At 43.5% G+C, this 15,065-nt stretch carries 15 protein-coding genes; 6 read left to right on the top strand and 9 right to left on the bottom strand.

The features are described 5' to 3' along the window. Positions 1-104 precede the first annotated feature (104 nt). Positions 105-458, bottom strand: coding sequence for a hypothetical protein (locus KIH41_RS05440; protein WP_213943982.1), 354 nt, complete (start codon positions 456-458; stop codon positions 105-107). A 213-nt stretch (positions 459-671) separates the two neighbouring features. Further along, on the bottom strand, positions 672-1,640 hold the full coding sequence (locus KIH41_RS05435; protein WP_214161783.1) for a calcium/sodium antiporter: 969 nt from the start codon (positions 1,638-1,640) through the stop codon (positions 672-674). Positions 1,641-2,257: 617 nt separating this feature from the next. On the opposite strand from KIH41_RS05435, the gene KIH41_RS05430 reads away from it, so the two are divergent. The 6 genes from KIH41_RS05430 (at position 2,258) to wrbA (ending at position 8,042) form a co-directional block, all read left to right on the top strand. Further along, a complete protein-coding gene (locus tag KIH41_RS05430; protein WP_213943984.1) occupies positions 2,258-3,007 on the top strand; it encodes a hypothetical protein in 750 nt (249 codons plus the stop codon). 89 nt (positions 3,008-3,096) lie between these two features. Continuing rightward, the gene (locus KIH41_RS05425; protein WP_213943985.1) at positions 3,097-3,636 is read left to right on the top strand and encodes a DUF4136 domain-containing protein; all 540 of its coding nucleotides are present in this window, start codon (positions 3,097-3,099) and stop codon (positions 3,634-3,636) included. Between the two features lie 399 nt (positions 3,637-4,035). Then, entirely contained in the window at positions 4,036-6,006 is a 1,971-nt protein-coding gene (locus tag KIH41_RS05420) for a hypothetical protein (protein WP_214161782.1), read from the top strand. A gap of 70 nt (positions 6,007-6,076) precedes the next feature. Beyond that, the gene (locus tag KIH41_RS05415) at positions 6,077-6,862 is read left to right on the top strand and encodes a DUF2490 domain-containing protein (RefSeq protein ID WP_213943987.1); all 786 of its coding nucleotides are present in this window, start codon (positions 6,077-6,079) and stop codon (positions 6,860-6,862) included. Positions 6,863-6,888: 26 nt separating this feature from the next. Next, positions 6,889-7,362, top strand: coding sequence for a hypothetical protein (locus tag KIH41_RS05410; RefSeq protein WP_213943988.1), 474 nt, complete (start codon positions 6,889-6,891; stop codon positions 7,360-7,362). Positions 7,363-7,424: 62 nt separating this feature from the next. Beyond that, positions 7,425-8,042, top strand: coding sequence for an NAD(P)H:quinone oxidoreductase (wrbA, locus tag KIH41_RS05405; protein WP_214161781.1), 618 nt, complete (start codon positions 7,425-7,427; stop codon positions 8,040-8,042). 119 nt (positions 8,043-8,161) lie between these two features. On the opposite strand, the gene KIH41_RS05400 is transcribed toward wrbA, so the two are convergent. The 7 genes from KIH41_RS05400 to accC form a co-directional block, all read right to left on the bottom strand. Further along, positions 8,162-8,626 (bottom strand): hypothetical protein, encoded by a 465-nt coding sequence (locus KIH41_RS05400; protein WP_214161780.1) that lies wholly within the window; start codon positions 8,624-8,626, stop codon positions 8,162-8,164. Positions 8,627-8,699: 73 nt separating this feature from the next. Beyond that, entirely contained in the window at positions 8,700-9,176 is a 477-nt protein-coding gene (gene tnpA / locus KIH41_RS05395; RefSeq protein WP_214161779.1) for an IS200/IS605 family transposase, read from the bottom strand. Positions 9,177-9,541: 365 nt separating this feature from the next. Next, complete coding sequence (locus KIH41_RS05390; RefSeq protein ID WP_213943992.1) at positions 9,542-10,897, bottom strand: hypothetical protein; 1,356 nt, start codon at positions 10,895-10,897, stop codon at positions 9,542-9,544. Positions 10,898-10,990: 93 nt separating this feature from the next. Next, positions 10,991-11,551, bottom strand: a complete 561-nt coding sequence (locus KIH41_RS05385) for a YdeI/OmpD-associated family protein (RefSeq protein WP_214161778.1) — start codon at positions 11,549-11,551, stop codon at positions 10,991-10,993. Between the two features lie 21 nt (positions 11,552-11,572). Next, the gene (locus KIH41_RS05380; RefSeq protein ID WP_213943994.1) at positions 11,573-12,154 is read right to left on the bottom strand and encodes a Maf family nucleotide pyrophosphatase; all 582 of its coding nucleotides are present in this window, start codon (positions 12,152-12,154) and stop codon (positions 11,573-11,575) included. Positions 12,155-12,157: 3 nt separating this feature from the next. After that, on the bottom strand, positions 12,158-13,483 hold the full coding sequence (locus KIH41_RS05375) for a DUF1015 domain-containing protein (protein ID WP_213943995.1): 1,326 nt from the start codon (positions 13,481-13,483) through the stop codon (positions 12,158-12,160). Continuing rightward, complete coding sequence (gene accC / locus KIH41_RS05370; protein ID WP_214161777.1) at positions 13,476-14,978, bottom strand: acetyl-CoA carboxylase biotin carboxylase subunit; 1,503 nt, start codon at positions 14,976-14,978, stop codon at positions 13,476-13,478. The genes KIH41_RS05375 and accC overlap by 8 nt, the downstream gene beginning before the upstream one ends. Between the last annotated feature and the right edge of the window lie 87 nt (positions 14,979-15,065).

The raw sequence follows: 15,065 nt of genomic DNA, 5'->3' as shown, positions 1-15,065 counted from the left end.
AATATTTGAGGTAGGCGACCGCAGTGCCCGTTTTTTCGTGCTTGCGGTCAGATTAGAAATAAAAGGAATGCCCAATCAGGGCTAGTCAAAAGTTTAAAAATATCCTACCAGAAATAGTCAAACGGAAAGATGAGTTCTTTGATGTTAAACACTATCCAGATATTATTCTGGATAGTTTGAAGGGTGATTGCCGATTGGGAATGGAAGCTTTGAAGTGCTTTGGAACTGGCAAAGAAGCCAGGTTCCAGATTTACTTCTCCCTGGGAGGGCAGAGGTTCCGAAGAAGCTGAAGAAGCCAGGAACTGCCAGTTCCCCAAGGCATCCAGTTGCTCTTCCAACTGAAAATTGGAGTCAGACTTAACAGAGGGGGCCTCGGCAAAGCAAAAGGGCAATCCTACTGTCAGGTAGAATGCAATGGCCAAAAGGCCCCTGGATATGCTTTGCTTATGTTTTCTCACTTCCTTCTAAGGCTGATAAGTTTCTAACGTAGTTGGAGAATTATTGGTTTGCCATCCTCTTATTTAAATATAAGTATATCCGCAAATTCACCAGAAAACTGCCTATTCAGGGTTTTATGTTAGAAAGGCCCGCTTCTTGGTTTCCGCCACGGCAGACATGCTTCGGTCTTCGGTCTCCCGTCCCTAAAAGTAAAGGAAAATTGGCTATTGGCATCATTGCGGATAATTTTTAAATATCAGAAAAAGGATATACCCTACATACACCGCAAGCAATAACCCTCCTTTAAACCTTCCCAAGGTATGGGTTTTATTTAAAATTAAGAAAACCCACAGGATCAGGCAGGCCAAAAAGTTGGCCGCAAGATCAAAATAATAGGCCTGGCTAAAGGGTAGGGGATTTACCAGTGCACTGGCCCCCAAAATGAGGAGGGTATTGAAGATATTGGAACCTACCACATTGCCGATGGCAATGTCGCTCTGTTTTTTGTAAGCGGCAACGGCCGAAGTGGCAAGTTCCGGCAGGGAAGTACCTACCGCCACTACCGTAAGCCCGACTAGGGCCTCGCTCATCCCCATCCGCATGGCAAACTCTACGGCTCCATCCACAATCCATTTTCCACCCAAAACCAATCCTGCTAATCCTATTATTACCAGACCAACGGCCTTAGGGAAAGATGCCGCCGGTACACTCTCCGAATCAAAAGCATCATGCTCCTTAAGGGGGATCCTGAAAGTATATGCCAGAAAGCCGAGGAAAAAGGCCAGCAGAATCAACCCATCCCAGATTGACAGGCCTATAAAGACATAATTTCCCCAAATATGGTCACTTACCAAAAATATCAAGAGCGTTGCGACGAAAAGGGCAAAAGGGATTTCCTTTTTTACCGTGGATCCCATGGCTTTTAAAGGATAGATGATGGCCGATACACCCAAAATCAGAAAAACGTTGGCAATGTTGCTGCCCAAAATATTCCCTATGGCAATATCGGTATTGCCCGTGTATGCGGCATAAATGTTCACCGTAAACTCCGGGGCAGAGGTCCCGAAAGCCACTATGGTAAGTCCAATTACAAGAGGGGTGACCCTTAAGCGGTAGGCAATCATACTCGCCCCCGTCACCAGCCATTCCGCCCCTTTCAGAAGGAGAATCAAGCCCAGAGCAGAGAATATGTATAATATCATAAAGAAGGTATGAGGAATTAAAGACTTTAACTCGATATATGGAGTATAGGTTTGGTTTAGGTGTTTAGTCGTTCCGACTCGCATAGCTGCGCTTAATGCGAGTCGGAACTGTTTAGGAGTTTAGGATTAATTACCTGGTTGTCCCAAGGCAGAGCAAAGGGGCTGTGAAAGTAGAGGCTGTACCTCTATGCTGAGCAAAATCCCACCTCAAAGATGAAAAGAAGCGCAAAGAAGGGGGATGTCTGAGTCTGGGATTATTCAGGCTGGCAAGTACCACACTTTCCCCCAGCTTCACAGACTGTGTGAAAACTGTTTGCTTTATTTTATTGGGAGGTGGTGTATTTAGAGATTAAGACAGGTATGTATAAGATAGTAAGTAGGTGTTAAACCAATGAGGTTAATTTATAGAGGAGGACTAGATGATCACTAGCTTTCCTGTAAGCATGGCCTGCGTATTATTTGCGTATTACTTTGCTTTATCTTGCGTATTACTTGCCTTTGATATACTTGTATTTCAATATTTTATTTATATTAGCTTGATATATAAAGGTTTGTGTAGTGTATAGTGGCGGTTAAAACAGGTTTTTTTTAAGGATTTCATATAAATTACATCTTTTATGAGCAAAGCAGACAGTTCGGGTGATTTTTTGGGACGGAATGGAGATTACATTTATTATAAGGTAAATGGAGAGCTAAGGAAAAGAAAGGCTCCAGGGAAGTCATTTTCAAAGAAGGTTAAAAAAGCTTCTGAATTCTCAGAATTCAGGCAATATGGAAAAATAAAAGGGAAGTCATCCTCTTTAGGCAAAATGATCAGAAAAAGCCTGATAGGTATTGAAAGGGGGTTCTTTGATCATAAAACCCATTTTAGGCTTTCCGGAGTGATACATCAAGGGATGCTGGGTGATAAAGAGCGTTTTATGTCTGGGAAGCCATTTATATTCCAGCATGCCAAATATTTGGCAGGGTTCAAATTCCACGAGGGAATGAATTTATCAGTGTATTTTTCTGATCCGGAATTTGTAAAGGAGGATGGAAGAAATAAGATCAAGTTTGAATTTATAGAGGAGAAGTTGTCTAATCTGTATGACTATATAGGTGTCAGCGTTTTAGTTGGTGGATATGATTTTAACAAGGTGGAAGGAGAATTACTGGGGGAGTCCAGTGCCATTCTTCATATAAAGAATCGACAAAGTGGTTTCTCGCTGGATTTGCCAACAATTGACCTTAATCCGGGCTTGATTTATTTGGTGATGCTAAAGATTGAACCTTATCAACTGGTCAACGGCAAATATGTGAGACTTTACAATAGGCAATACCAATACCTTGAAATTATAGATGTATTTAAAATGCGGTCGCTCAAGTAAGAGTTTGGGATACATGAAATGGGACATCCCCCAATCCATAACCGACCAAAGATAATCCCGTAGACTATAATATACCAACATAGCTTATCATGTATCGATTCGGTCTTATAGTATGCGTAGCTTTATTGTTTTCCTGTAGAACGGCCCAGGTGGAGGTGCTGGATCGGCATCAGGACTTTTCGCTAGTGCAATATTCCAGTTTTAGATTTATAGAGAACGATGGTGAGGCCTTCAGCAGGGATTATAGGGAAAAGATCAATTTTTTAAAGGATCAGATAGTGCGACAAATGGAAGCCAGGGGACTTACACACGACCGCGAAAACCCGGAATTGTTGGTCAACATCGGTATTGCCGTGGAGGACCGGGTGCAGACCCGTCAAACCGGCTTGGTCACCGATCCGGGAACTTTTAACTATATAGGACAGCGGAGGTACACCTGGAAGAGCGAAACCGTAGAAGTAGGCCGGTATCAGCAAGGCACCATGACCATACATCTCGTTGACCCAGTAATGGGGGAGGCCGTCTGGATGGGGACGGTGGAGAAGGTTTTGCCCCGCGGCGCAGGGCATCTTCAGGAGACTGTGATCAGGGGAGTGGAGAAGCTGTTTAAGCAAATTGATAGGGACTAATTTATTTCTTAAAACTGCATTTAAATGAGCATTTATTTACTCACTTTGTGGAAAAAATCACCATCATGGGATTGTTTTGCGATTTTGGGTACGGTATTTGAAATTGAATTGGGTTGCTATATTCATTAATTTCGAAAAAATCTACTCAACTGGTCTTAAGCTTTAAGAGTGAAAGGGTTGGGGGAGTTGTCGGCAGAAATTTAGGGCAATGAGATGTAGCATAGATACCTTCATTTAATCGAGATATGTGGGAATTGTTTTTTAACAGGATAAATTGGCTTATTTTTGGATAAATGTTTTGGAAATATTTTCAGTATTATTTCCAACATTTTTTTATGATCTCGGCTTTCACTTTAGTACACGTATTTGGAAATAATTAACGTTTGGATGAATAGTTTTATGTTTAGGTTACTTAAAGCAAGCCTCAGCTTGTTTTTTATTTTGGTCATCTCACACCACCTTACTGCACAGCAGCGGGACCGCTACGAGGGGGAATACACCTATAATAACGAAGACGGTACGGCTGTTTTTTCATTTTATGAAGGCAGGGATGGGGAGATTATCATCGATGGTAGTTTTAATTTTTCAAAAAGAACCATTGATACCGTGGACCGCACGGTTCTGAATAAGTTAAACGTTATAGGACGTTACATAGAAAACCAAAAGGATGGGGTATGGCGCTACGACAATGAAACGCACCGTGTGGAATTGCGTGACGTAGTGGATTTTGAAGTGATCACTGACCTGGAAAGTGAGGATTATGAACTTACGGCAGAATACCAAAAAGGCATCCTTCAAGGGACTTGGCAATACCGCGAAAACAAATTTGAAAGAAATAGGATCGAACCACTTTTTAGATCTGAGCCTTTCACTTTTCAAAACAACAAAATTGTTGGCAATATCAGTTTTGAACAGTTTGGCGATTACTTGTCTTACAACATCAATGGCCGCCTAAACAACCAAGGTGTTATGGTAGGGGAGTGGGAATTTACCTACATGGAAGATACGGTATATGTGAGGGAAACCCGTCGATATGAAGACGGATTTTTGCTGGGCATCCGAAGAACCAATATTGATACCCGTGAAGTGATTCAGGAAGTTATTTATTATGACATCATTAATAGGCTAGATAGAATCAATCAAGGAGAAGAAACCGAAATTGGCATTGCTGAGGAAAGATTCGGACTTGAGTTTAGCGACGGTTACCGCGAGGGTTTTCAGGAAATGCAAGGGCAAGCCTTGGGTAACGAGTTTCTGCGCCATGTACTTTCTCGAATCCTCCAATATGATGAAGGATTTGTCAATGAAGATGGAGAATTAATTCAATATCCCATTCATACCAGAAGATTTGAATACCCAGTTTCTAAAGAAGATAGGAATAATATTGGCGAGATAGGGGAGGTGTTTGAAAACCTCCGTGAAGAAATTGAAGGGTTTTCGACCATGAATGCCTTAGCTATTAATAGATTTAGGGACGATTCTTTGGCATTTGCCTATGAATATTATCAGAGAAGGGATTCAACTCTCAATCAACTTGAACCCATCGTTGAAATGTTGACCTCTGATCAAATCAGGTTTATCAACCAAGAAAACTTCACCAGAGAAGGCTTACCTTTCTTGCTAGAAAGTGATACAATCCGATATGATTACAGTGAGGAAGTCAGGGAGAAAGTAGTAGAGTATAGTTATGAAGAAGATGCCTCTCTTACCTCACGGGTGTTAAGTTATATCCAGCAGGAATTGGAGAAGTCAAGCCAAATAGGTGGCTATATCACCAGTGAACTTGAAGTTTTGGAACAGACGGATGATTTGGCTACTCTGGAAGCAAGAATTTTGGAGAGAAAGGCTGAGGTGGATTCCATCTACCTTAACCATGAAGCTATTTCAGACAGGGATCTTCAAATGTTTGAAAGTGTTTATAGCAATATCTTGCAATCAGAATTTAACAGGATGAGCCAATCCTACTCCGAATTGGATACTTACTTGGATAGGATGCAAAAAGGAGAAGTAATCCTGGATTTGATTAATGAAATGCAGGAGCAGTTTGATCGATTGGCAGCCGTCTACCCGACCATTGCAGATATCGATGAACTATATCAAGAAGAAACCTTTAATCCCTTTACCTATACTAGATATAATGTAAGAGCGAAAGAGCGCTTGTTTGACAATGGAGGAATGGTGTTGTTTATCCATTACGTGAGGCAGCTTGAGCAAGAAGAGGACTATACCCAGATCAAGTCCCACCTTGACAATATAGAAAGGCTGCAGGAAAGGCTGATAGAGCTTAGAGACCAAGATACGCGAAGAATTGAGCGTAGATTGGGCAGAAGAACCTCTATTAATAGAATCGAAGCCGCTCTGGATCTTTAAAAAACACACAATGCAATTAGAAACTTATTTTAAAAGGAGCCTTTTAGTTCTCGTTTTAAGTATCATTACTTTGTCTTTATATGCTCAGGAGCAGCCACCGGCGATGCCGGCTCCTGAGCCTTTTATCCCCAGCGAACGTACCAACTTGGCCCCCACCACAGAGTCTTGGAACGGTTTGTACGTGAAATTGAGGCTTGCAGACCGCTGGTTTTGGTATCAGGAGAACCATTACAGAAGGAGAAACAGTATCGATAACAGGGCGGATTTTGTAGGCCGTATGAGTCAACTGTATAACCGATTTGGGTTTACCTATTTGGTCAATGAGAATTTCGAAGTAACATTCGGTCCGACCATGGTGTGGAACTTTACCCCTGAGCCTGGAAACCCCAATTACGTAGAATCTACCCTTGAACCCCGTTTTTGGCACCAGTGGTTGCTTATCCAGCCCTTCGGCAGGGTTAAGCTATTTCATCAGTTCCGTTTTGAGCACAGGTTTAAAAGAGACAATGATTTTGGGGCCGAATATCAATATACCGATCGATACAGGTATAAGGTTTATGCCTACATTCCGATTAACAAGCCTAGAATGGGAAATAGAACGTTTTTCTTCTCACCCTCCAATGAGATTTTCTTTGAAACGGGGTCCCACATCACCAACATTTTAGAGGAAAACAGGATTTACACCGCTGTCGGATATACGCTCAATAACTTTATGTTTTTTGGTGGGCACATGTGGACGTATGGCCCTACCAATATTCCAGCAACATATAGAAATAGACATATCATCCGACTGAATTTATTTTATACGCTCGACTTTAGAGATAGAAGAAACTTAAGAAGATCACTAGCCAGGTAATGAAGAATTTAATGAATGCAAACTCGATGAAAAAAGCTGCGCTTGGAATATTGTTTCTGCTATTGACGGTCTCTTTTGGCTATGCTCAGGGGCAAGGGGAGGTGAGAGGTTATTATGGGAATCTATATGGATTTAATAGTAACCTTTTTGGCCAAACTTTAGGCGGGGAATATTTTGTAATCGACCGGGTTTCTGTTGCTCCTGCAATTGGGATCTTTTTCCCGGCCACAGGTAAAGCCAGTAATTTGGAGATAGATGCGAGGTATTATGTGCTTGATCAAACCCACCAGGTTTACGGTACTTTTGGTCTTAATTACCGCCGCAGAAGACTTGAGTTTGCCCTGCCGGAAAATGAGTTGGTGACCAATACGGGGATCAATATTGGAGTAGGGTACGGGTATAAGGTAAGTGAAGAATTTATATTGGGTTCTGAAATAAAATATCAGCCCCATGTGAATGATACTATGCTGAGAATAGGACTTTTCTATTTAATTAATTAAAGAAAACAATCCTGATAATTATATGTTGTAACATTGAATTTTTAACCCTAAAAATCATAGTTATGACACAAGTAAAAGTAGCCGTAATTTATTATACCAGCACCGGAGCCAACCATAAAATGGCCCAATGGGCCAAGATGGGTGCCGAAGAAGCAGGTGCTGAGGTGCGTTTGTTAAAAGTAAAAGAAACCGCCCCCCAATCGGCCATTGATGCCAACGAAGCCTGGAAGAAAACCCATCAAGAGCTTCAGCATGAAACCGAAGCGACCATGGATGACTTGGAGTGGGCTGATGTAATCATATTTAGTGTGCCTACCAGGTATGGTAATGCAGCTGGGCAGTTCCAAGCCTATATTGACCAGACTGGAGGCCTGTGGGCTAGTGGCAAAACTGTCAACAAGGTAGTCTCTGCCATGAGTTCTGCCATGAATCCCCACGGAGGCCAGGAATCTACCATACAATCTATTTATAAAACCATGTGCCATTGGGGCGCCATCATCGTGCCTCCGGGATACTCTGATGAGTCCGTCTTTGGAGCAGGAGGTAACCCATACGGTGCTTCTGCGACCGTCAGCCAAAGTGGTGAAATCACAACCGAAAACCTTCAAGCCGCCGTTGTTCACCAAGCCAAACGAACCGTTGAGGTCGGCAATTGGGTGAAAGCCGGAATGGGAGGTTAAGGTTTATTGTTCCGCCTAGGCGGAACGTTTATAGTTTAAAAATAGGGGCAATTGAATATCAATTGCCCCTATTTTTTTTCCTTAAGCCTTAAACCTCAAACTTCAAACTTCAAACCAACTCAAAGTCCGCCGGGGACGTTAGGATCGGTGGACCCCAGGTATCCGATGCTTAGGTGATTTTGTAGGCTGTCCTGGCTTTCATGTACCAATACCAACCCATCCAGACTTAGCCACTCTTCAATGCTTGTTTGCAGGCCATTGATTTGCGTGACATTGGTTTCGCTTCTTCCTTCCCCGTCTATTGGGTTCAACTCGATCACATCTGGCCAGTCTAGATGCTCGGAGGCATTGTTAATTGATAAGGGGTAGCTTCTGCCTGCTTCGGTACCCTGAAGCTGGACGGTGATATAAATATCTCTAATGAGGTCATTGTTAATGGTAACAGTTCCTGATACCCCTGAGTCATCAACGGGTACCATATCATAGGAGACTTCAAACTGCTCTGGAACGGGATCATCATCGGTCTCACAGGCTGAAAAAATAAACAAAGCTAAAAGCAAACTAAGCGGATACAGACTTTTCATAAAATTAATCTAACATGGTGATTATTCATCTATTCAACTTGTATGCTAGATTAATGTTCTGATGAAAGGAGATTTAGACTTGTATGTCTTCAAGTGGGGGATGGAAGAGGTAGTTTTGGTCATATTCTACTTTGTATTTTTGTAGCATGTAGCGGTATTCATTGATAAAAGTTTGAGATTGGTGGTGTGCTTCTTGGTTTTTGATGTACCTGTAGACTTTTTCCACTTGACCATGACTGTAAGAAAAGGCCGAAAAACCGTTTTGCCATTCGAATCTTGTTTGGAGGTAACTTGTTTCATTCAGCCATTTTGAGGATTTGGATTTCACTGACTGCATGACGTCTGAGAGACAATGTACAGGCTTAAAGCCAAAAAGGCAATGGACATAGTCTGATACCCCATTGACGATATAGGTCTTGCAGTCGGTTTCATTGATAAGATTACCAATTACCCCGAAAAGCTCCTGCCTCCAAGCCTTGTCCAGCATGGAGCTGTGATACTTCACCGCAAAAACTGTCTGTACCACAAGGGAAGAATATGTGTTAGCCATAAATAAAAAAGTTAAGAAGTTTACTTAAAAAGGATTGATCTAATTTAGAACAAATGATGGTAAAATCCTTGATCCTCAGTCTAATTAGTCGTTTAATTTTGTATGGCTGTATATGATTTGATTACCTGGGTTGTTGTAGCCTTATAGGGCTCTGCTAGGAGCGGCCGATGTACTGGCCCTTTGGTTCACCCCAGGGATCGCAGAGCGGGAAGGGGTTTTATAGTCCCATGGGGACGGCCGATGTGTGCACGTTTCTATATGGCTCGTCCCTCTGGGACTCCGTGTGGTGTTGCGTTGGTTTGGATCCCCAGGTTTTCACCTGGGGTTATTATATGGGTCGTCCCTCTGGGACTGGGAGTTGCGGTTTAATCAATCGAAGCCTCATATTCCACTTCGCCGTTGAGGCGGTGTTTGAACATGATTTGGTTGATGCTTTTGAGCTCTGAGTTGACGTTGTTGCCTTTTTCCTGGAGCTTTATGAGGTTGTCGCGGTAGGCTTGGAAGGATTTTTTGGCGTTTTCTTTGTCATTTTGGCGAAGGTAGAGGAGACCGGCTTCTTTGTCGATTTCGATCATAGGGGTGATGGCCAGCTTTTGGGCCTCTTTAAGGTAACCCAGTGCCAGGTTGTTTCCTTCTTCGGTATTGATGGTTTTCCGATAGACTTTGGAAAGCAGCAAGAAGTCTTCCTCTGTAGCCAGATGATTTACATACAGCCGGTCAACCAAACTCAAAGCATAATCATAATTTTTCAAATGGTACTCCTGCCATGCCGTATAGGAAATGGCTCCCGAAATATTTGCCAAAAACGCTTCCTTTTCATTATCAAACTTTCCAGGGTGCTGCTGCAGATATTGATCGGCAATCGAGGAAGCCAGTTGATATTGCTCACTGGAATACTTGGCCCCTATGCTCTGCAAGATGCTTCCGGAAATAAACTGTGCGGAAATGCCCATATCTAAAGCATCATAGGCATCAAAATAGGTACCATACCGATTGTTGGTATAGGCCATGGTCGCCGCCGAGGCCACGGTAAACAAGTTGCCCCACATATTGGCGCGCCTTTCTGCTCTAATGGCTTTTTTCGTGTTCAGTAAATTATGTTCCAAAACCACATTTGACACCCGCTCGGTCAACAATTTAACCAATTGCTCCTCATTTTCCATTTGGGCCAATTCTGCTGTCGTCAACACGATCATGCCATTGTCAAAGGAAAAAGATTCCGGGGTAGTAGATTTGACGACGACTACACTAAGGTTTCTGTTTCGGTGCTTGATCAAATCCTCCGGGAATACATTGTAGACAATTTGATACAGGTAGTCTGTCAGCATATCATCCTCAAAGAGCATGTCGTTCTTTTTGGCATTCGAATAATATTCAATGGCGTCCTCATTGAGCTCATCGCGCAGGTCCCGGTCCCAACCATCCTTTTTGATATCAGCGGCCCGGTTAGCAAACCACACCGACTCCCAATAATTAAAAGAGGTAGGCAGAAGCTCTACGCGGTCTTGGCTCACGAAATGAAAAACCTGGTTTTCCCCCTGGATGAAATACTGATACTTCTTTTTGTTCATTTCCTTCATGCCGTAAACCGGGATGGTATCGCCGGTACGATAAGGCAGGACTTCTCCTTTTACAATTCCCCACGCTGCTAATTGGGCTATGGAAGTTTGGGGTTGTGAAACAAGAACAACAATAAGGAGGGAAAATAACAATCTTTTCATATGAGGAAGGATTAGTTGATGGGCTAATATAAGAAAAATGTACTAGGTACACGGTACTATATACTAAGTATTTTAAATCAGTAGACTAAAATCTTACTTTTTGTATTTATCATGCAAGCCTTCCCCTCTCAAGACCAAAGGCTGCATCTTTTCGATGCGGGAAAGCTGGGTGGCTTCCCTTTTGGCTGATGTGATGTGTTCGATATACTCTTTTTGCTTTCCTGGTGTTAAGGCAAAAAAAGCATTTTTAAAATCAGGGTTCTTTTCAAATGCATCCTTCAAAATTGCGGGGAGATCAACTTTGTTGTTTTTCTCAGGCTTCCATGTTTTCCCCATTTTTGCGTTTTGGATTGCTTCCAATACATATTCTCTTACCTTATCAACATCAATTTCTTTGGCAGCGTAAAATTTCCAATGCCGCAAAGCTTTTGTCTTCCCCTCTTGGGAATTGCCCAACACCCCTAGGGGATCAGTTAAAAATACGCCATCGTAAAACCAAATAGATACATAGTTTTTGAATGCGCCAACACTGATTACATTGATATTATTGATCACATACACATCAGCTCCCCATTTGGTTGTTCTTTCAAGCTCCGTTTCTTCTATGATGGATTTTAGCAGGTCGACTTCGGCATTCCAGGCTTCGTTTTTCATTAGGCAAAACAGTTTAATAATTTAATTCGAATCCCAATTCTTTAGCTCTTTATAAACCTTGTGCACAGGAAGGCCCATTACCGTGTAAAAACTGCCGATGATCTTGTCCACCCCCACATAGCCAATCCATTCCTGGATACCGTAGGCACCGGCCTTATCAAAGGGTTTGTAGCGCTCAATGTAATACTGGATTTCAGCATCGTTGATTTCTGCAAAATGGACCTGGGTGACATCATCAAAGCTGATGGTTTTATGAGAGTCCATCATGCAGACGCCAGTGATTACCTTGTGAATTCGGCCTGAGAGGTTGCGTAGCATTTGGTGGGCATCTTCCTTTGTGGCAGGCTTTTCCAGGATTTTATGATCGGTAATCACTACGGTGTCAGAAGTAATAATTAAGTCCTCCTCCTTTAAACTGGAGCGGAAAGCCTCTGCTTTTTTTCTAGCCAGGTATTCGGCCACCTTTTCATGAGGCAGCTCGGGAGGATAGGACTCATCCGTGTCCTTGCTTTTTACCTGAAAGGCAATATCCAACCCCTTAAGAAGTTCTTGCCTTCTGGGAGATTTGGACGCCAGGATTACATTTTTTTCCAAGATCAACATGGCCTAGTGACTGCTGATGGTGTTGACGTGATTTTCAAAAAGCTCATAAGGAAACTCGAAATCATCCTGTAGGACGGATCCAAAGATCAATCCCGACAAAGCCTTAGGATAAAAATAAGTGGATTTCTGAGGCATAACCGACCCGCTTTCACACACTGCGATTACCTCCTTCATGGAGATTTCCTTGGTGATCACTGCGAAGTTGGCTTCTCCCTTCGAAACCTTTAAATGGCACCGGCTTAAGTTGCGCTCATAGTCGATGTTGTCTGAGAAGCGCTGTTTTTCCATGGGTATTCCCAAAATCCTTTCAATGAAAAAGTAGTGCAATATGGAAAGGTCCAAATGCTTCACCGCATCGGGAAGGTTGTGGTTAAATTCCATGAATTTTTCCGGCTTTAGGCGGATTTTATAGGCGGATTCTGGGAAAATGAGCCCGAATGCCCATTGTTTGTGCAGAATCAGCTCTTCGATTTCCTGGGGGTCATTGAGGGTTTTGATGATGAAGTCGTTTTCCAAGCGGGAAAGAATTTCTTCCTCCGAGATCTTGAGATTTTGAAATACCCGGTGCGTGGGCAAGATCCTTAAATCTTTGGTTTCCGCATTGGTAAGGTACATCATATGATAATTGTAAGCCTCTTTGCCGGTGTGAGCCGGGTTGTTGGCCATCATCTCCTTGCGATAGGAGAGGGCACCTTCATAGCGGTGGTGTCCATCGGCAAGTATGATTTTCTTATCCCGAAGGGTCTGAAGAAATTCCGAAATAATTCGCGCATCATGGATAACGCCCAGCTTTTCCCTTACCCCCTGATAATCCTCAATATCATAAAGCGGGTCGGCTACGGCCTGATCCATGTATTTTTCCAACACATGGTCTGGATCCCGATAAAGGCCATGCGTGGGGCTGGATTGAAAGCCAGTCTCTTTTAACAACTCAATTCGGTCATTGACGGCCTTTGCGATGGTGTTCTCATGACGGAGAATTACATTCTCATCCCAATCGTATGCCTTGACGTTGATTATAAACCCCTTTCGGCACATGTCCCGGTCCTGTCCAGGCAGTCGAAAGTATTGGTAATACACATAAATGCCCGGGATGCGGTCCTGTTGGATCACACCGGTGCTTTTCCATACCTCCAATGTGGCCTTGGCCTGCTGGGCCGGGTTTTCACCTTTGGGTACAGATAGGTGTATGCTGTTATGAGGGTTTTTGTATAAAGCCTCCCTTTGCTTGGGCGATACCACATCAAATAGGGGAGAAGAGAGCTCCTCTATCTGCGAACTCAATCCGGGGTTATACCGCCAAGCTTTAATAGGTAGGATTTCAGCCATGTTTTAGTCTGTTTTTCCAATTGGAGGTCACACTTCCCGTGCCGCTCTCCGCAATTTGGTGTTTGGGTTTCTGTTGTTCCAATAAAAATACACCGGCCGCTGCCAATATTTTCTGTTCTTCGGAGGTGAACTCTTCATCAAGAATCTCCGGGGAGAAATGCTTTTCCACAAACTTGGTGTCAAAATCCCCGCTGGCAAAAGCCTGGTGCTGCAACACAAACTTGCAGAATGGCAAGGTGGTTTCGATCCCTGTGATTTGGTATTCATCTATTGCCCTTACCATTCTCTCGATTGCCTTCTCCCTGGTTTCCCCATGGGTAACCAATTTGGCTATCATTGGGTCATAATAGATGGGGATATCCATGCCCTGCTCAAATCCATCATCTACCCTGATTCCAGGGCCTTGTGGTCTTTTGTAGGTTATCAGCTTTCCGATATCTGGGAGGAAATTGTTTTTTGGATCTTCCGCATACACCCTCACTTCCACAGAATGCCCGTTGATCTTGAGCTCATCCTGCTGAAAGGATATGGGCTGGCCTTCGGCAATGTGGATCTGCTCCTTCACCAAGTCGATGCCGGTAATGAGTTCCGTTACGGGGTGCTCCACCTGCAGTCGGGTGTTCATTTCCAGGAAATAAAAGTTGAGGTTTTCATCCACGATAAATTCCACGGTGCCTGCACCATAATAATTACAGGCTTTTGCCACACCGATCGCCGCCTCGCCCATGGCTTGGCGCTTTTCTTCGGTGATGACCGCGGACGGGGCCTCTTCTATGACCTTCTGGTGGCGGCGCTGCACGGAGCATTCACGCTCAAAAAGGTGGACTACGTTGCCAAGTTGATCTCCCAAAACCTGAATCTCAATGTGTCTTGGGGAAGTGATAAATTTCTCTATAAATACGGCACCATCACCAAAGGCGGAAACAGCCTCGGAAATAGCCCTTTGCATCTGCTCTTCAAACTCTTCTTCGTTTTCAACCACTCTCATACCTTTTCCGCCGCCACCAGCACTGGCTTTGATCAGGATTGGGTACCCGATTTCGGCGGCAGTTTTCTTGGCTTCCGGTATGTCGTCAATGGCTTCTTCGGTACCCGGTACCATGGGGATGTCATACTTGCTCACGGCCTGCTTGGCAGCCAGCTTGCTTCCCATTACTTCGATTGCTTCGGGAGAGGGGCCTATAAAAATTAGGCCTGCGTCCGTCACTTTCTTGGCAAACTGGGCATTTTCGGATAAAAAGCCGTATCCGGGATGGATGGCGTCCACATTTAATTCCTTACAGACCTCAATAATCTTGTCGCCTAAGAGGTAGGATTGGGCCGATGGGGCAGGGCCCAGGCATACGGCTTCGTCGGCATATCTTACGTGCAGGGCGTTTCGATCGGCTTCGCTATAGACGGCAACGGTCTTGATGCCCATCTCGCGGGCAGTCCTCATTACCCTTAAACTTATTTCCCCTCTGTTGGCTACTAAAATTTTATTGATTTTTCTCATGTATGGGTAGGCTTAAACTAAGAATCACACGAATTAAGCAAATAAATATGAGCTTTTGAAAGAATATTTGATTTGTAGGCTTTTTTT

The sequence above is a fragment of the Litoribacter ruber genome, assembly GCF_018500185.1.
GTDB lineage: Bacteria > Bacteroidota > Bacteroidia > Cytophagales > Cyclobacteriaceae > Litoribacter > Litoribacter ruber.
This window is presented reverse-complemented; position numbering and strand designations above follow the sequence as displayed.